11 protein-coding genes and 1 pseudogene are annotated in these 16818 nt (G+C 69.7%); 6 read left to right on the forward strand and 6 right to left on the reverse strand.

Translation table 11 applies throughout. From position 1 onward, the window contains the following. Window positions 1-52: 52 nt before the first annotated feature. The gene (gene hisD, locus APAU_RS00375; protein ID WP_006299655.1) at window positions 53-1315 is read right to left on the reverse strand and encodes a histidinol dehydrogenase; all 1263 of its coding nucleotides are present in this window, start codon (window positions 1313-1315) and stop codon (window positions 53-55) included. Between the two features lie 116 nt (window positions 1316-1431). Continuing rightward, complete coding sequence (locus tag APAU_RS00380) at window positions 1432-1968, reverse strand: DUF3795 domain-containing protein (protein WP_006299656.1); 537 nt, start codon at window positions 1966-1968, stop codon at window positions 1432-1434. A gap of 259 nt (window positions 1969-2227) precedes the next feature. Here APAU_RS00380 and APAU_RS00385 point away from each other — a divergent pair, with 259 nt between their 5' ends. Genes APAU_RS00385 through APAU_RS00400 form a run of 4 tightly spaced genes read left to right on the forward strand, consistent with a single transcriptional unit; the run spans window position 2228 to window position 6664 of the window. Continuing rightward, on the forward strand, window positions 2228-3484 hold the full coding sequence (locus APAU_RS00385) for a TolC family protein (protein ID WP_006299657.1): 1257 nt from the start codon (window positions 2228-2230) through the stop codon (window positions 3482-3484). Then, window positions 3481-4734, forward strand: a complete 1254-nt coding sequence (locus tag APAU_RS00390; protein WP_006299659.1) for an efflux RND transporter periplasmic adaptor subunit — start codon at window positions 3481-3483, stop codon at window positions 4732-4734. Before APAU_RS00385 ends, APAU_RS00390 begins: the two co-directional genes overlap by 4 nt. Further along, the gene (locus tag APAU_RS00395) at window positions 4731-5438 is read left to right on the forward strand and encodes an ABC transporter ATP-binding protein (protein WP_006299660.1); all 708 of its coding nucleotides are present in this window, start codon (window positions 4731-4733) and stop codon (window positions 5436-5438) included. Before APAU_RS00390 ends, APAU_RS00395 begins: the two co-directional genes overlap by 4 nt. Then, window positions 5435-6664, forward strand: coding sequence for an ABC transporter permease (locus tag APAU_RS00400; RefSeq protein WP_006299661.1), 1230 nt, complete (start codon window positions 5435-5437; stop codon window positions 6662-6664). Before APAU_RS00395 ends, APAU_RS00400 begins: the two co-directional genes overlap by 4 nt. Window positions 6665-6715: 51 nt before the next feature. Here the strand turns inward: APAU_RS00400 and APAU_RS14430 are convergent, their stop codons facing one another. Both APAU_RS14430 and APAU_RS00410 read right to left on the reverse strand, forming a co-directional pair. Next, a complete protein-coding gene (locus APAU_RS14430; protein ID WP_006299662.1) occupies window positions 6716-8788 on the reverse strand; it encodes a methyl-accepting chemotaxis protein in 2073 nt (690 codons plus the stop codon). Between the two features lie 34 nt (window positions 8789-8822). After that, window positions 8823-9290 carry a chemotaxis protein CheW gene (locus APAU_RS00410; protein WP_006299663.1) on the reverse strand — a complete coding sequence of 156 codons (468 nt, stop codon included), beginning with the start codon at window positions 9288-9290 and terminating at the stop codon, window positions 8823-8825. A gap of 318 nt (window positions 9291-9608) precedes the next feature. Between APAU_RS00410 and APAU_RS12325 the strand changes: the two genes are divergently transcribed. Then, on the forward strand, window positions 9609-11216 hold the full coding sequence (locus APAU_RS12325) for a winged helix-turn-helix domain-containing protein (RefSeq protein WP_006299664.1): 1608 nt from the start codon (window positions 9609-9611) through the stop codon (window positions 11214-11216). A gap of 46 nt (window positions 11217-11262) precedes the next feature. Here APAU_RS12325 and APAU_RS00420 read toward each other — a convergent pair whose 3' ends face one another. Next, window positions 11263-13326 (reverse strand): methyl-accepting chemotaxis protein, encoded by a 2064-nt coding sequence (locus tag APAU_RS00420; RefSeq protein WP_006299665.1) that lies wholly within the window; start codon window positions 13324-13326, stop codon window positions 11263-11265. 260 nt (window positions 13327-13586) lie between these two features. On the opposite strand from APAU_RS00420, the pseudogene APAU_RS14840 reads away from it, so the two are divergent. Beyond that, window positions 13587-13877, forward strand: a pseudogene (locus APAU_RS14840) (winged helix-turn-helix domain-containing protein); the annotation flags it as partial. Window positions 13878-14991: 1114 nt separating this feature from the next. On the opposite strand, the gene APAU_RS13660 reads toward APAU_RS14840, so the two are convergent. Continuing rightward, complete coding sequence (locus tag APAU_RS13660) at window positions 14992-16677, reverse strand: TIGR03768 family metallophosphoesterase (protein ID WP_232207742.1); 1686 nt, start codon at window positions 16675-16677, stop codon at window positions 14992-14994. Between the last annotated feature and the right edge of the window lie 141 nt (window positions 16678-16818).

Consider the following 16818-nt stretch of genomic DNA (forward strand, 5'->3'; position numbering starts at 1 on the left):
GGCGGTTGAGGAGGATCCAGGCCGCCGTCTCCCGTACCAGAGGGAGTGCCCTTCAGCGCGCCCTCGCTTCCGCCGCCGCGGCGTGGGCGAAGAGCCCCTCCGCCCGGGCGATGCGCGCCGCCAGGGGGCTCAGGGCCGCCGCTCCTGAAGGGGTGAGGCGCTGGAAGGTGCAGACCTTGAGGAAGGTCCCCACCCACAGGCCTCCGGTGTACCGCGCCGCCCCCATGGTGGGCAGGGTGTGGTTGGTGCCGGAGACGTAGTCCCCGAAGACCTCCGCCGCCCCCTCGCCCACGAACAGGGACCCGTAGTTGCGCAGGGCCGGGATCCACGCCTCCGGGTCCCGCACGTTCAGCTCCAGGTGTTCCGGGGCCCGAAGGTTGGCGAACTCCTGGGCCTCCTCGGGGGAATCGGCGAGCCAGATCTCCCCCCCCGCCTCCCAGGAGGCTCGGGCCACCGGGGCGGTGGGCAGGGTTTCCAGCTGACGGCGCACCTCCTCCTCCACCCGCACCGCCAGGTCCTCGTCCAGGGACACCAGGGCGGAACGGGCGTCCGGGTCGTGTTCCGCCTGGGCCAGCAGGTCTGCCGCCACCACCGAGGGGTCGGCCCCGGCGTCCGCCAGCACCAGCACCTCGCTGGGCCCCGCCACGAAGTCGATGCCCACCCGGCCCACGCACTGCCGCTTGGCCTCCGTGACGTACCGGTTCCCCGGCCCCACGACGAGGTCCACCGGGGGCACCGATTCGGTGCCGTAGGCCAGGGCCCCCACCGCCTGGGCTCCCCCCAGGGCGTAGACCTCCGTCACCCCCGCCAGGGAGAGGGCCGCCAACACCGCCGGATGGACCCGGTCGGTGCCCTTCATCACGGGGGTGCAGGCGCACACCCGGGGCACCCCCGCCGCCAGGGCGGGGATCGCCAGCATCAGGGCGGTGGAGATGAGGGGGTAGCCCCCCCCGGGAACGTAGCAGCCGCAGGAGTCCACGGGGAGAACCCGGTGACCCAGGAAGACCCCCGGGGCGTTTTCCTCCTCCTTCAGGTCCTTCAGGGCCTCCCGCTGCCTTCGGGCGAAGCGCCGCAGGTTCGCCGCCGCCTCCTCCAGGGCTTCCCGCAGTTCCGGTTCCGTCTCCCGAAGCCCTTGGGCCAGTTCCTCCGGGGACACGCGCAGGGCGGTGCGGGTGCTGCCGTCGAAGCGGCGGCTCGCCTCGAAGAGGGCCTGGTCCTTTCGGGTCTTCACATCCTCCAGCAGGGCCCCCACGGTGCGGGCCAGTTCGGTGCGGTCCTCCGGCGCCTCGGGCCGGGAGATCTTCAGGGCTTTCATGACGTTGCCTCCTCGCTGACGGTCTGCCGCGATGATGCCGAGAAAGCGGGAATCGGTCAAGGGGAGGGCCCGGGGACGGGGCGAGCGGGGCGGGGGATCGCTCGCCCCGGGCGGGTTCAGGGGCGGGGGAAATCGGAGGGGCGGTTTTTCCAGAAGGCCAGCGCCTCTTCCCCGTTTCGGGCCGCGAAGGGGCAGCTGGGAGAGGCGCCGCAGCTCCGGCACCAGAGGTCGTAGACGGAGTTCAGGGTGCCGCAGTGGGGGCAGCGGAACTCCTCCTGGGTCCGAAGGAACCATCCGGAAAACCCCTGCTTCCTCCGGACGTGCAGGGAGGCTTCCGCCTCCCGGAGCTGGGGGCTTTTCTCCTGGGCGTCCCGCAGGAGGGAGCAGGGGAACTCGGGACAATCGGCGCAGGAGTCCACGCCCCTTTCCTCGGCGCACCGCCGGACGGCGCAGGAGGCGCACCGGGCGGCGGTGCGGGGGCTGCCGCAGCCTTCGTACCGCAGGTCCTCCTCGGGCACCCCCAGCACCACGCTGGCGTGGGGGAGCCTGGCCGGGTCGTCGTGGTTTCCCATATAGAGGAAGCAGGTGGGACAGAAGACACCGCAGGGAGCCCGAAAGCGCGGCTCCGGTTCCAGGGGGCGGGTCACCTTCATGAGGAACACCTCCTTGCGGGTTCGGGAAGGCCGCGGGACGTCCCCAGCGGTCCGACGCCAGTTGGTCTGGTGCCATCTTATCCCATCTTCGCGCTGTCGTGTTGTTTATTTTATTTTTGTTTCAAGGGGCCCGATTCCCTCCCATCCCTTTGCGTTTCTTTGGAGGACTCCTGGTAGAAACCCCGACACGGAGAGAGGGGTTCTGTGTTTACAATGCCTGCAGGAGCGTTCCCTCCGGGGATCGAAGGAGGAGAGGTCCATGGTGTGTCGATGGTTTCTGGCAGGAGCCCTGGCCGCGGCCCTGGCCGGCGCGGCGTGGGGAGCCCCGACGGGGCAGGCCCTGACGCTGCGGGAGTGCCTGCTGTCCGCCCTGGAGAACCACCCCCAGCTTCGGGCGGCCCGGGCGCGGGTGGAGGCCCAGGGGCAGGCGGTGCGGGTGCAGGAGGCTCCCCGGAAACCCTCCCTGGAGGCCTCGGGCAGCGGCAGGGCGGCGGAGGGGGCGCGGGACGCTTCGGCGGAGCTGCGCCTCTCCCAGCTGGTCACCGACGGGGGCAAGACGGATCTGGCGGTCCAGGCGGCGGAGCTGGAGCGGGAGGCGGTCCTCCAGGACCTGGCGGCGGCCCGTTCGGACCTGGTGCTGGAGGTGCAGCAGGCCTTCTACGCCCTGGTGAAGGCGGAGGACGATCTGGAGGTGGCGCGGCGCAACGTGGCGGTGCAGGAGGAACAGCTGGCCCGGGCCCGGGCCTTCTTCCAGGCGGGGAAGGTGCCCAAGTCGGACGTCACCGCCGCGGAGGTGGACCTGGGGCAGGCCCGGCTGGAGCAGACCCAGGCCTCGGGGACGGTGGAGGCGACCCGATCCCTTCTGTACCGGACCATGGGGGTCTCTCCCCGGGGGCAGGCCCTTTCCGTGACCCCGCCGCCCTGGACGGACCGAAAGGCCCCGTCGGTGGAGGCGGCCCAGTCCGGAGTGGCCGCCCGGCCGGACCTGAAGGCCCAGGGCCTTCGGGTGGAGGAGGCCTCCCGAAACGTGGCCCTGGCGGCGAAGGACCTCGCCTGGAACGTGGCGGCCTGGGGGGGGTACGGCTGGTCCGACCCCGGGACGGGGGAGTGGAAGTCCGGTCTCACCCTCTCCCTGCCCCTCCTGGACGGGGGGCGCACCGACGCCAAGGTGGGGCAGGCCCGGGCGAAGCTGGAGGAGGCCCGGGCGACGGAGGAGGACCTGAGGCAGAAGGCGGATCTGGCGGTGGTGGAGGCCCTGACGGAGCTGCGCACCGCCGAGGAGAGCCTGCGCACCGCCCTGCTGGTGGACCGGCAGGCCCGGGAGAACCTGGACCTGGCCCGGGGACGCTACCGCGAGGGGGTGGGCAGCCCCCTGGAGGTGAGCCAGGCGGCACTGAACCGGACGAAGGCCCAGAGGAGCCTGGCGAAGGCCCGGCACGACCTGCGCATTGCCTGGGCGAAGCTGGAGCACGGCATGGGGACGAACCTGGCGGATCTGGAGGGGGAAGGGCGATGAGCGGGACGACGCGTGGCGGCAGGCGGGGCGGAGGCAAGGGAAAGGCCCTGGGGGCCCTGCTGGTCCTGGGGACACTGGCCGCCGGGGGCTGGTGGTTCTTCGGCCGGGAGACGAAGCCCCCGGTGGCCTACCTCTCCGAGGCCGTGGCCCGGGGCGAGGTGGTGCAGAGCGTCTCCGCCACGGGGACCCTCCAGGCGGTGAACACCGTGACGGTGGGCTCCCAGGTCTCCGGGACCATCTCTCGGGTGCTGGTGGACTACAACTCCCGGGTGCGCAAGGGGCAGCTCCTGGCCCTCATCGACCCCACCATGCTGGCGGCGGAGGTCGCCAAGTCCGAGGCGGACCTGGCCTCGGCCCGAGCGGACCTGGCCAGCGCCCGGGCGGACCTGGCCAACGCGGACCGGAACCGCCAGCGGCAGGAGCGCCTCTACGCCTCCCACTTCGTGGCCAAGAGCGATCTGGACGACGCCCGCACCTCCTGGCTCACCGCCGCCGCCAAGGTGGACGCCTCCCGGGCGGGGGTGCGTCAGGCCGAGGCGGTGCTGCGCCGGGGTCGGGCCAACCTGGGGTACACCCGCATCGTCTCCCCCATCGACGGCACCGTGGTGGGCAAGAGCATCAGCGAGGGGCAGACCGTGGCGGCGAGCTACCAGACCCCCACCCTCTTCACCCTGGCGGAGGACCTGACCCGCATGCAGGTGGAGGCGGACGTGGACGAGGCGGACATCGGCCCCATCCGGGAGGGGATGCCCGTCACCTTCACCGTGGACGCCTTTCCCGACGACACCTTCCGGGGGCGGGTGAGCCAGGTGCGCCTCCAGGCCAAGACCCAGGAGAACGTGGTGACCTATACGGTGGTCGTCCGGGTGGACAACCCGGACCTGACCCTGAAGCCCGGCATGACCGCCAACGTGGCCATCCGGGTGGCGGAGGCCTCCGGGGTCCTGCGGGTCCCTGCGGCGGCCCTGCGCTTCCGCCCGGGCAACGGGAACGGGGAGGGGAAGCGCCGGGCCGCCTCTCCCGCCCCGGGGACGGGGGAGGAGAAACGAAGCTCCGGGCCGGTGGTGTGGGTCCTTCAGGAGGGGCAGGAACGCCCCCTGCGCCGGGTGCCCGTGGAGGTGGGGCTCACCGACGGCACCTGGACCGCCGTCTCCGGGGACCTGACGGAAGGGGACCGGGTGGTCACGGGAGCGGACGGAACCGGTTCGGGGAAGAGCAGCGCCGGGGGGCCCGGGAGACCCTTCCCATGACGGTTCTCCTGGAGCTGGAGGGGGTCCGCAAGACCTACGACATGGGGGAGGTGGCGGTGGAGGCCCTCCGGGGGGTCTCCCTCTCCGTGGAGGAGGGGGAGTACGTGGCGATCATGGGGGCCTCGGGCTCCGGCAAGTCCACCCTCATGCACATCCTGGGCTGCCTGGACACCCCCACGGAGGGGCGGTACCGCCTGGCGGGACGGGAGGTGGGGGCCCTGAAGCGGGACGAACTGGCCCAGGTGCGCAACCGGAGCATCGGCTTCGTCTTCCAGGGGTTCAACCTGCTTCCCCGAACCACCGCCCTGGCGAACGTGGAGCTGCCCCTCCTCTACCGGGGGGTGCCCCACCGGGTCCGGGCCGAAAGGGCCCGGGAGGCCCTGCACCGGGTGGGACTGGAGGGGCGGGAGCGCCACATGCCCCACCAGCTCTCCGGGGGGCAGCAGCAGCGGGTGGCCATCGCCCGGGGCATCGTGGGGGAGGCCCCCCTGGTGCTGGCGGACGAGCCCACGGGGAACCTGGACAGCCGGAGCAGCGGGGAGATCATGGGGCTCTTCTCGGAACTCAACGACCGATTGGGCATCACGGTGGTGCTGGTGACCCACGAACCCGACATGGCCTGCTTCGCCAAGCGGGTCGTCACGGTCAGGGACGGCCTGGTGGTGTCCGACGCCCCGGTGGGGGAGAGGAGGCTCCCCTCGTGATCGGTCTGGGGGAGATTCTGGTGGTGGCCCTGCGGGCCCTCAAGGCCAACGCCCTGCGCTCCGCCCTGGCCATGCTGGGCATCGTCATCGGCGTGGGGGCGGTGATCACCATGTTCGCCGTAGGTACCGGGGCCAACCGGCGGGTGACGGAGCAGATCTCCAGCATAGGGAGCCACCTGCTGGTGGTCATGTCCGGCACCGTCACCAGCGGGGGGGCGCGCACCGGTCCCGGAGCGGCCCCCTCCCTCACCCTGGGGGACGCGGAGGCCATCCTGAGGGAGTGCCCCGCCGTGGAGGCGGTGGCCCCCCGGGTGCAGGGCACCGCCCAGCTGGTGGTGCGCAACCAGAACTGGTCCACCGTCGCGGTGGGGTCCACGGGGGATTTCCTGACGGTGCGGGAGTGGCCCCTGGCTTCGGGGCGGAACCTCTCCGAGTCGGACGTGCGCAGCGCCGCCAAGGTGGCCCTGCTGGGACAGACGGTGGCGGAGAACCTCTTCGGCGACCAGGACCCGGTGGGGCAGACGGTGCGGGTGAACAAGATCCCCGTGGTGGTGGTGGGCCTGCTGGCCCGCAAGGGGACCTCCGCGGGGGGCAACGACCAGGACGACACCCTGGTGGTCCCCGTCACCACCGCCCAGAAGCGCCTCTTCCCCAGCCGGTTTCCCGGGAAGGTGCGGGACCTCACCGTCCGGGCGGTGAGCGACCAGGCCCTGGCCGCCGCTCAGGAGCAGATGGAGGAGCTGCTGGATCGGCGGCACCGCATCCGTCCGGGGGAGGACCGGGACTTCACGGTGCGGAACCTCTCGGAGATCCTGGAGGCCGCCAAGGCCTCCACCAAGACCCTCTCGGTGCTGCTGGCGGCGGTGGCCTCCGTCTCCCTTCTGGTGGGGGGCATCGGCATCATGAACATCATGCTGGTGTCGGTGACGGAGCGCACCCGGGAGATCGGCATCCGCATGGCCGTGGGAGCCCGGACCGCCGACGTGCTGGCCCAGTTCCTCGCGGAGTCCCTGGTGCTCTCCCTGGTGGGGGGAGGTGCGGGCATCGTCCTGGGGGTGGGGGTCTCGGCGGCGGTGTCCCGCCTCGCGGGGTGGGAGACGGTCATCTCCCTCTCCTCGGTGCTCCTGGCCTTCGGGTTCTCCGCCCTGGTGGGGGTGGGGTTCGGCTTCTATCCCGCCTGGCGCGCCGCGAGGCTGGAGCCCATCGACGCCCTGCGGTACGAGTGACGGAGGGTCCGGGACGGGGGGCACCCCGTCCCGGACCCGGAGGCGGTTCGGTCAGTTCCGGTCCTTCAGGGCCCGCAGGTTCTCCATGCCCCGTTGGTCCAGGGTGAAGCGGTTCAGCTCCTCCTTCAGGGCCTGGGCTCCCAGGCTGAGCTTCTGGGATTCCCGGGCCACCTGTTCCGACGCCTTGGCGGTCTCCTCGGTGGAGTGGCGGATGGTGTCCAGAGTGGTCACCACCTGGACGGTGGCCTGGGTCACCTGGTCGATCCCCGAGGCCATCTCCTGAGAGGAGGCGGCCTGTTCCTCCGACGTGGCGGCGATGTTCTGCATGGCCTCGTTCACCCGGGCGATCCGGTCCAGCACCTCCCGGAGTCCCTCCTGGGCCGCCTGGGCCAGGTCGCGGGTGGCTCCCAGGACCTGCCCCGTCTCCTCCGTGACCTTCATGGCGCCCCCCGTCTCCTCCTGAAGGGCTCCGATGAGGGATTCCACTTCCTTGGCGGCGCCGTTGGACTCCTCCGCCAGCTTGCGGACCTCCTCCGCCACCACCGCGAAGCCTCGCCCCGCCTCTCCCGCCCGGGCCGCCTCGATGGCGGCGTTCAGGGCCAGCAGGTTGGTCTGGTCGGCGATGCTGCGGATGGTGGAGACGAAGCCGGAGATGATGGAGACGGCCTCCGCCACCTGACGGATCCGCTCCCCCGTGGCGCGGCTCTTCTCCGTCACCTGATCCATCTGGGCCACCATCTCGTCCATCTGCTTCTCCGCCTTTTGGGACAGGGCAGCTGTCTGGGAGGAGGCCTCCGCCCCCTCTCCCGCGGCGGCCGCGGCGTTGGCGGCGCTGCCGCTGACTTCCTCCACCCCCGCGTTGGTCTGCTGGAGGGCGGCGGAGTTGGACTGGGAGAGGGCCACCACCTGGTCCACCGAGGACTTCACCTCCTCCATGGAGGCCACGGACTCTTCGGACAGGGCCGCCAGGGCCTCCGCGGCGGAGGAGGCCCGGTCCGACTCCTCCCGGACCCGCGCCAGGCTGGCGTGGAGTGCCACGATCATGGTCGACAGGGATCGCACCATGAGGCCGATCTCCGTCTTCTCCTCCCCCTTGGCGGCGAGCCACTTCTTGGATTCGTCGAACCGCAGGTCCAGGGAGCCCATCTGTTCCAGCACCTCCGATACCCCCCGGATGGGGCGGACGATGCTTCGCCCCAGGAGGACCATGATCCCCAGGAGGGCCAGGAGGGCCAGGGCTCCCGCCAGGAGCTGTCCCCGGGCCATGGCGTTCACCAGGGCCGTCATGGCGGTGTGGGGGAAGACGAGCCCCACCACGGGGCCGTGGGCGGTGGGGGCGAAGAAGATCCGCCGGGAAACCCCGTCGAAGGTGTAGTCCCCGTATCCCGTCTCCCGGGCCACCATGCGCCTCCCCGTGGCGGCCAGGTCCGGGGGGATGGCGGCGCTGGGCACCGTCACGTTCTCTTTGAGGACGAGGTCCCCCTTCGGGTGGGCCAGCACGACGCCCTTGGGGCCCACCAGGTAACCGAAGCCGGTGCCGAAAATCTTCTGGGACGTGACGAGCCTGGAGAGGTTCTCCAGGTCCACGTCGATGGCCAGCACCCCGAGACGCTTGCCGCTTCGGTCCGTCACCGGGGCGGCCACGGCCACCACCAGCTTCTTGCTGATCCCGTCCAGGTAGGGTTCCGTGAGCGTCACCTTGCTCGCTCGGATCGCCTCCTGGTACCAGCTCCGGCTTCGGGCGTCGTAGTCCTCCGGTTCCTGCCAGTTCGTGCCGTCCGCCAGTCTGCCGTCGCTCTCCAGGCCCATGTACACGTCCAGGACGCCCAGGGACCGGTTGCTCTCGGCGAGGCGCCCCATCAGGGGCTGCAGGGAGCCGTCGGTGAACGAGCCCTGGGCCTCCGCCAGTTCCGCGGCAGCTTCCCGGGCGCCCCGGACCACCGCCTCCAGCTTCTCGAAATACTGATCCAGCTCCCGGGTGCTGCTTTGCGCCAGCTCGGTGCCCGCGGCGATCACCTGGCGGTTCAGGGTGCTTCGGCTCTGAAGGAAGGACAGGAGGATCATGCCCCCCAGAAGCAGGGCCAGGATCCCGGTGAGGAAGAACAGCTTCGCTTTGATCGTCATCGACAAGTCACTCCTTTGGCTGTCCGGTCGGTTTCTACGCGAGAAGGTGGGTCACGGGCTCCTGCACCGGGCGTTTCGGAAGCACCAGGGCCTCGGGGTTCAGCAGCAGAAAGGGGAGTCCCCGGTGTTCCACCACCCCCAGGATGCGCCCTCCCGGCGGGGGCCCCTCCCCGCAGCTCCGGGGAGAGGGGGCCAGGACCACCTCGTCCACCTGGTCCGCCAGGATGGCGGCTCGGTGTCCCGCCGACTCCAGCACCAGGAGGCGGAAGTCCTTCTCTGGGGGGACCCCCGGGCGGCCCGTGAGGAACCGCAGGTCCACCAGCGGGCAGAGGGCGTCGGGGTGGATCAGGGCGGAGAAGTCGGAGCTGGCCCAGTCCAGGACCTCCAGAAGGGCGTCCCGGGGGACGGCGAAGAACCCGATCCCCAGACGGAAGGGGAGGACCCACAGGACGGGAGGGATGCCTTCGGGGGCGAGGCGCCGGCGAGAGCGGGGCATCTGCATGGGAACGGCCTCCTTGGGGAACGCTGCCGGAAGGAAGCGAGACGAGGAGAAGAGGGAGCGCTCACGGATCATGAGAGCATCCTATTCCCCCTATGCAGGTCCTTTGTTGGGCAAAAGTATGGATTGTGTATGTTATGACGGTTTTCGTAGGCGCTAAGGTGGCACAAGGGGAAGCTGGGGTTGCGGGATCCGCGGGACCTCCCAGGCTTCCCGTCCCCGGGCGGGTCCAGGGATGGTCACGGAGCTCCCCCGCTCCGGAGCGGAGGTGTCCGCCGTCCCTGGCCATGGAACCGATCCGGGTTTGGGAGGGGATGTTCCATGAGGGTGGCTTCCGTCGTCCCGACCAGGCCGCGCACGGTCTGGGTGGTGCCCCCGGAGGAGCCGGGGCCCGGCGGGGTCCCCCTCGCTCCTTGGCTGCAGCGGCTCTGCCCGGAGGGCGCCGTGGTGCCCGACGACCACGAGGCCTGGCGTCTTCTGCGGGAACGGCCCTACGACCTGGTGGTGCTGGGGGCGTTTTCCTCCATGAGGGCCTCGTGGCTTCGCGCCCTCTCCCGGGAAGGGCGCACCCTCTCTCCCAAGGTGTTTCTCCGGGTTCGACCGGGGGAACGGGTCCCTCGGAACCTGGTGTCCCTGGTGGACGCTCGGGTTCCCTGGCAGGGGGAGTGGCGGGCCTTTGCGGAGGACGTGTTCGCAGCGTACAGCCTCTGCGAGGAGGGGCCTCCCGGGGAAGGGGAAGAGGGACACCGGGTCCGATCGGGAGGGGTGATCCTGGACTGCCGAACCCAGCGGGTCTGGTCCCGGGGGCGCTGGAACGCCCTGACCCCCCTGGAGTTCCGGCTGCTGCACCTCCTCATGTGCCATCCCGGGGTGCCCTATCCTCCCAAGGAACTGGTCTCCCGGGTCTGGGGCTACGGGGAGGAGGGGCGCAGCGACCCTCCCATCCGCTGGCATATCAAGAACCTGCGGGACAAGATCGAGCCGGATCCTTTCAACCCCCGGCTGCTTCGGACCCTCTCCCGGAGGGGGTACCTGTTCGATCCGGGCCCTTCGGGGGCGGATGTCCTCCCCTTTCCCGGGGAAAAGGCTTCGCCGGTTCGGGAAGAGAGCGGCCGAGGAGGGCTTCCCGCCGGGTGGGCGGAGTTTCTGGGCTCTCTGACGGAGGGCTTTCCCGGGGCCCTGGGGGTGACCCTCCAGGGCAAGGTCCTCTGGTGGAACGCCCAGGCGGAGCGCCTCCTGGGGATTCCCCGGGGGGAGGTCCTGGGAAGGGAGCTGCTGCCCTTTCTCCGGGAGGATCGACGGATCGCCTGGCAGGCGGGACGCTCCTGGCCTCGGGGTGCCGACGGGGAGGAGGACTGGCGCTTCGTGTTGGAGGTTCGTCGTCCCCTGGAGGAGACGGCTCGGGTGGAGGGGGTCTTCGCGGGACGAATCTTCGGGGGGGTCTTCTTCGGGACCTGGTCCTTTGCCCCCCTGGCGGTGGAGGGGGAGGCGGATCGCCTGCGCAAGGCCTGGCGGCAAAGCCGAGGTCTCCTGCGGGCGGCTTTTCTGGCCCGGGAGATGACGGGCTGGGTTTTGAACCCCCGGAGGGAGACCCTGCTCTGGGAGGACGGGCTGCCTCGGTTTCTGGGCGTGGACCTTTCGGGGGCCCTGGAGGTCTCCCTGGCCTGCTTCCTCGACCGCTGGGTCGTCCCGAAGGACCAGGCACTCCTGCGGCGGTTCCTCCTGGACCCTCCGGAGAAGGTCCCGTCCCTGAAAATCCGCATGAAGACCGAATCGGGACGGGACCGCCCTGTCGTTTTCTATGCCCAGCGTCTTCCCGGTGCCGAACCGGAGGAAGAGGACGCCCGGGTATGCGGGGTCTGCGCGGAGGAAAGGGGGGATGGGACCCTGATGGGATCCGACACGGGGGGTGGTTTCGGTGGAGTCTAGAGGAAGGGGGGCCGGTCCGAGGTTTCGGGCCGGCTCCCCCGGCGGATCAGGGCAGGGTCTTGAGAGCCCCTCCCTCCCGGGCATCCAGGACGAAGCGGGCCAGCTCCGCCTTGAGGGCCTGGGCCCCCAGGCTCAAGGCCTGGGACTCCTGGGCCACCTGTTCCGAAGCCTTGGCGGTCTCCTCTGTGGAATGGCGGATGGTGTCCAGGGTGCCCACCACCTGGACGGTGGCCTGGGTCACCTGATCGATCCCCGAGGCCATCTCCTGGGCCGCCGCAGCCTGTTCTTCCGACGTGGCGGCGATGTTCTGCATGGCGTCGTTCACCGTGGCGATCTGTCCCAGGGCCTGCTGGAGCCCCGCCTGGGCCGCATGGGCTTGCTCGATGGTGGTGCCCAGGAGGGTTCCCGCCTCCTCCGTGGCCACCATGGAACCCCGGGTCTCGTTCTGGAGGGAGGAAATGAGGGCCTCCACCTCCTTGGCGGCCTGTCCCGACTCCTCCGCCAGCTTGCGGACCTCCTCCGCCACCACCGCGAAGCCCCGTCCCGCCTCCCCCGCCCGGGCCGCCTCGATGGCGGCGTTCAAGGCCAGCAGGTTCGTCTGGTCGGCGATGCTCTGGATGGTGGACACGAAGCCGCTGATGGACCCCACGGACTCGGTGACCTTCCGGATCCGTTCCCCCGAGAGCCGGGCCTTGTCCCCCGCCGCCTTCATCTGGGTCACCACCGCCTCCACCTGGGACACCGCCTCCTCCGAGAGGCTGGTGGTTCGGCCGGAGGCCTCCGCCCCTTCCGAGGCGGTCCGGGCGGCGGTGGAGGCCCCAGAGCTGACCTCCTCCACCCCCGCGTTGGTCTGCTGGAGGGCGGCGGAGTTGGACTGAGAGAGGGCCACCACCTGGTCCACCGAGGACTTCACCTCCTCCATGGAGGCCACGGATTCCTGGGAGAGGGCCGCCAGAGCCTCCGCGGAGACGCCGGTGCGCTCTGCCTCCTCCCGGATCCGGGCGAGGCTCTCGTTGAGGGTCTCCCGGAGGCGGAGGAAGGAGTGCACCATGAGGCCGATCTCCGTCTTCTCCCCCGCCTTGGCGGCCAGCCAGCCCTTGGAAGCGTCGGGGGTGAGGTTCAGGTCCCCGATCCGCTTCAGGGTCTCCGCCATCCCCTGGATGGGGCGGACGATGCTGCGGCTCAGGAGGACGATGAGGACCAGCAGCAGGATCAGAGTGACCGCCGACGCCAGGACCTGGCTGCGGGCGATGGCGTGGACCTGAGCCATCATGGCGGACCGGGGGAACACCATGGCCACCAGGGGGCCGTGGGCGCTGGGGGCGAAGAAGATGCGCCTCGTCTCGCCCTGGTAGGAGTAGTCCCCGAAGCCCGTCTCCCGGGCCACCATGCGCTTGCCCGTCTCGGCCTGCTGGGCGGAGACTTTGTCGTCCGGGACGGTGACGTTGACCTTCAGGACCAGGTCCTTCTGGGGATGGGCCAGCATGACCCCCTTGGCGTCGGTGAGGTAGCCGAACCCGGAGCCCAGGAGCTTCTGCGCCGTCACCAGAGCCGACAGGGCGTCCAGGTTCACCACCGCCCCCACCACCCCCAGGAGGGAGCCGTCCCGGGCCTTTACCGGCGCCACCAGGTCCACCACCAGGGTCTTGCTCACCGCGTCCAGGTAGGGGGAGGTGAGGACGGGCTTGCCCGCCTGGAGGGCCTCGCCGTACCAGCTCCGCTTGCGGGAATCCCAGTCTCCCGGTTCCGCCCAACCCGTGCCGTCCGCCAGTCGGCCGTCCGACTCCAGCCCCATGTAGAGGTCCGTCACCCCGTAGGGTTTGGCGCTCTCCAGCATCCGGCTCAGGGCGGCTTGGTAGTCGTCGTCCGAAGGGGTCTGCCGGCCCTCCCGGACCAGCAGGGCCGCCTCCCGGGCTCCCAGGACGATGGTCTCGATCTTGTCGAAGAACTGGTCCACCTCTCGGGCGCAACTCGTCGCCGTCTCCAGGCCCACCGAGTTGACCTGGTCGTTCAGGATGTTTCGGCTCTGGAAGAATACCAGCCCCGTCATGGCCGTCAGCGCCACCACCACCCCCGCCGCAAGCCACAGGAGCTTCGCCTTGATGGTCACTCTCCTCGCCTCCCCGACATATCTTGGATGCAATGCGTTTCTCTTGGAGAAGCATAGGGAAAAAGCGGTGCGAAAGCTGTGAGAAAGCCGTGGGGGATCTGTTGGTTTTTGGCGTCGGGCCGAAAATGGGAAAGAGGGTCGCTTTATGGTTTGCTTTGTATTTCTGGACAATAAATCCCGCAAGTGGGTTATTTTTGTGAAATAAATACCCCGTATTCCGCGATAGAATGAAAATTCGGAGAAGGAAGATGGAATCGTCGATGGAAGAACCCAGGGAGCTTCGGGTGGGGGAACTGGTGTTGGACGGGAGGGGGCAGCGGGTCTGGGCGGGGGCGTGGCATGTCCTCACTCCCACGGAGTACCGGATCCTCCGGTGCCTCATGGAATCCCCCGGGACGATCTGTTCCGCCGAGGAGCTGGCGCGTCGGGTGTGGGGCTACGAGGGTCCCGGGTGCCTGCCGCCCCCTCCCCTGCGCTGGCACGTGCGCAACCTGCGCCGGAAGGTGGAGCCGGACCCGGAGTCTCCGCGGGTCCTCCGGAACCTTCCCTGGAGGGGTTACCTCATCGACCCGGAAGGGGCAACGGGATGGGGCAAAGGGCCTCCGGAGGAACGCGAGACGTGGAGAGTCCCGAGGGCGCTTCCTCCTCTTCCCGAGAGAGAGCGGGGGGCTCGCCCGCCTCTGGCGCGGTGGGCATTCCGCCCCCGAAGGGGCACCCTGTGGCTGGACGGGGAATACCGTCGGCTCCTGGAACTGCCCGGGGAGGGAGAGCTGGAGATGGACCTGGGGGGGTTTCTGGAGCGCCACGTGTGCCCGGAGGATCGAGCGGGGGCGTGGGGGTTCCTTTCCCTCCCCCAAGGGGAGGGAAAGGAAGGGCGCAGGGAGGGGGAGTACCGGCTCGTCACGGCGGAGGAAAACCTGGTTCGCCTGTCCCATTGGGCTTGGACGCGGTGGAGCGCAGGGGGACGGTTGGTGCAGGCCTACGGGGCGAGCCAGCTCCTGGTGCGCGGGGAAGCGTCGGAAGGACAGGACGGGGTGTCGGTGCGGGACGCCCTGGCGATCCTGGCGGAGGTGGGGGGGCGTTTCCCCGCTCGGGGAGGCCCGGAGCTGGTGGGGCGGGTCTTCCAGGCCCTGGGGTGCTGTCTGGGAGCCTCTTCGGGCCTGTGGCTCGACTTCCTTCCGGGGAAGAGGATTCGGGTCCGTTCCCACTGGGGGAATTTTTCCCTCTTGCCGGAGGAGGGGCTTCTTTTCGTGTCTCCCCACGTCCCCTGGCTGCGTAGCCTGCGTCGGGGGGAGCCGGTGATCCTGGACTCCTTCGGGGGGCCTCGGCCCTCCTCCTCCCTGGGGCGACGGTTCACCGGGGACGGAAACCGGGCCAGCCTGGCTCTGCCCATCCCCTCCTCCGCAAAGGCGGTTCGGGGGTTCTTCCTCCTGGCCTGGGAGGGGGGGAGCGGATCTGGGACGAAAGCGAAAGGGCGGTGCTCCGCCTCCTGGCGGGCTGGGCGGGGCGTATGGGATCCCTGTCCCCCCGAAGACCCCGTCCCGAGTCGATCCACCCCGAAACGTCCTGGGGGCTCCCCTCGGAGCCCCCAGGACGCTCGTCTTCCGATCCCTCCCGGCTTCCCCCGAAGGGGGCTGGGGGAAAGGTCCTTCGTTCCCAGGGAACCTAGGGGTTCCGGGAGGAGATCCAGCGTCCCAGGGTGGCCTGCATGGCCGGGCTCAGGGGGACCACCAGCTCCGCGTTGGAAACCCCCGTGGGCAGAGCGGGGAGGTCGTTCTGGAAAAGCTGCTGGGCCGCCACGCCGTACCCCCGGGACAGGGCCGCGGGGGTTCCCTCCCGGACCGCGGGGTCCACGTTGGTGGCCAGGATCGAAAGGGTCTGGTCGCTGTTGGCGACGATCTCGAAGGTTCGGAACTGCTGCGGGAAATCCCTCAGGGACGACGTCTCCACCTGCCAGAACCCCCGCTCCGGCTGCGTGGAGTCCGGGGAGGGGAACGGGGTGATCGTGTTGAAATGGCGATGTCCCGCCACCCACAGGATCAGGTTCGGGTATCGGTGAAGCGTGGCGATGAGCTGGGCCTCCGTGACGTAGGCCCGAGACCACCAACCGTCCAAGGCCCCCGGAGGGCACACGCCGATGGGGATATGGGCGGCGATGATCATGAGCTTCCCCTGGCTCTGTCCCTCGTCCAGCTCGCGGACCAGCCACTCGTAGCGCTCCTTGTCGAGGGAACCGTGGCCGTAGCCTTGGTCGAAGACGTCGTCTTCCCGCTGGGTATCGTCCAGCGCGATGACCTTGAGGGGCACGTCCGACCGGGGCTCGAAGCTGTAGCAGGCAAAGCCCGTCTGGACGGAGGACGACGGGAAGCCGTGCCCCTTGGGGCTCCCGGAGGTCTTGAAGAACTCCGCGAGCCACTCCTTTCGCGTGAGGGAGCGACGGTTCGCATCGGCGGCCAGCACCTTCGGCGGGACGGGAAAGTCGCGGGACGCCCCGGCGCCGAAGACCGCGCCGTCCAGCGTCCGGCCGTCGATGGCCCCCATGTAGTAGTCCCGCTTGTCGATGCCGTCGGGGCGGTAGAAAACCTCCTGCCAGGTTCCCAGGGCCAGCAGGGGCTCTCCGGTATAGATCCCCCGAAGGTAGTCGTTCACGGGGGAGGAGCCGATCCAGAAATGGTCGTGGTTTCCGATCACCTGGTACCAGGGGATCGACGGAGCGAGCCCCGGTGCCTGGAAGGAATCCTGGTAATCGTTCAGGGGGCCCGGGTTCGGATCGTCCTTCACCCCGGAATCGGGGGTGATGCGTCCCCCGTCGAGGACATCGATGTACCACCGAAGCTCGTTGTACTGCGTGTTGTTGCAGGCATCTCCCAGGGAGAGGGCGAAGTCGAAGGGCTTCCGGCGGTGCAGCGCGTTGGCGGTCTGTACGGCGGCGTCGAGGACCTGGGTCGTACAGAGCATCACGGGGGAATACCCCGACGAAAGCCCCCCCTTGTAGCCGTAGGTGATGGCCTGACTGGGGGACTCCTTGTCGGAGATATGGATGTCCGTGATGGTGAAGAAATGAAGCAACCGTCCCCTGCGGACGGCGGCATCCGGGTACCCCGTCGGCATGAGGTCCAGGCGTTTTTCCAAGGCCATGCCGGGGCCGTAGTGCCAGGTCCCATAGCCGTTCTCTCGATATTTGGAAACCTCGTAGGGGAAGATGGTGTCCCCGCTTTGGGGTACCCCGTCGGGCACCACGGTTCTGGCGGCGGTGGTCTCCACCTGGGGGTCGATGGGGTACCCCTGGGAGGTGCTCTGCCCCGAAGAGCCGCACCCCGAGGACAACCAGACCGACAGGAGCAGCAGCAACAGCCAGGGAAGCGTTCTTCGTCGCGTAGGCCTTTTCAAGGTCATTCCCCTCTCGTGTTTTCACGAATCCATCCACCGACCTTCGTCGGAGGGGCCCGCTGCCCCATTCTACAGTCCCGTCCTTCGACGAACCGTCGGGAG

Source organism: Aminomonas paucivorans DSM 12260 (assembly GCF_000165795.1).
Lineage (GTDB): Bacteria > Synergistota > Synergistia > Synergistales > Synergistaceae > Aminomonas > Aminomonas paucivorans.

Coding starts and splice junctions, on each gene's coding strand:
- hisD (WP_006299655.1), bottom strand. CDS start 1,315: ATGAAAGCCCTGAAGATCTCCCGGCCCGAGGCGCCGGAGGACCGCACC.
- APAU_RS00380 (WP_006299656.1), bottom strand. CDS start 1,968: ATGAAGGTGACCCGCCCCCTGGAACCGGAGCCGCGCTTTCGGGCTCCC.
- APAU_RS00385 (WP_006299657.1), top strand. CDS start 2,228: ATGGTGTGTCGATGGTTTCTGGCAGGAGCCCTGGCCGCGGCCCTGGCC.
- APAU_RS00390 (WP_006299659.1), top strand. CDS start 3,481: ATGAGCGGGACGACGCGTGGCGGCAGGCGGGGCGGAGGCAAGGGAAAG.
- APAU_RS00395 (WP_006299660.1), top strand. CDS start 4,731: ATGACGGTTCTCCTGGAGCTGGAGGGGGTCCGCAAGACCTACGACATG.
- APAU_RS14430 (WP_006299662.1), bottom strand. CDS start 8,788: ATGACGATCAAAGCGAAGCTGTTCTTCCTCACCGGGATCCTGGCCCTG.
- APAU_RS00410 (WP_006299663.1), bottom strand. CDS start 9,290: ATGCAGATGCCCCGCTCTCGCCGGCGCCTCGCCCCCGAAGGCATCCCT.
- APAU_RS12325 (WP_006299664.1), top strand. CDS start 9,609: ATGAGGGTGGCTTCCGTCGTCCCGACCAGGCCGCGCACGGTCTGGGTG.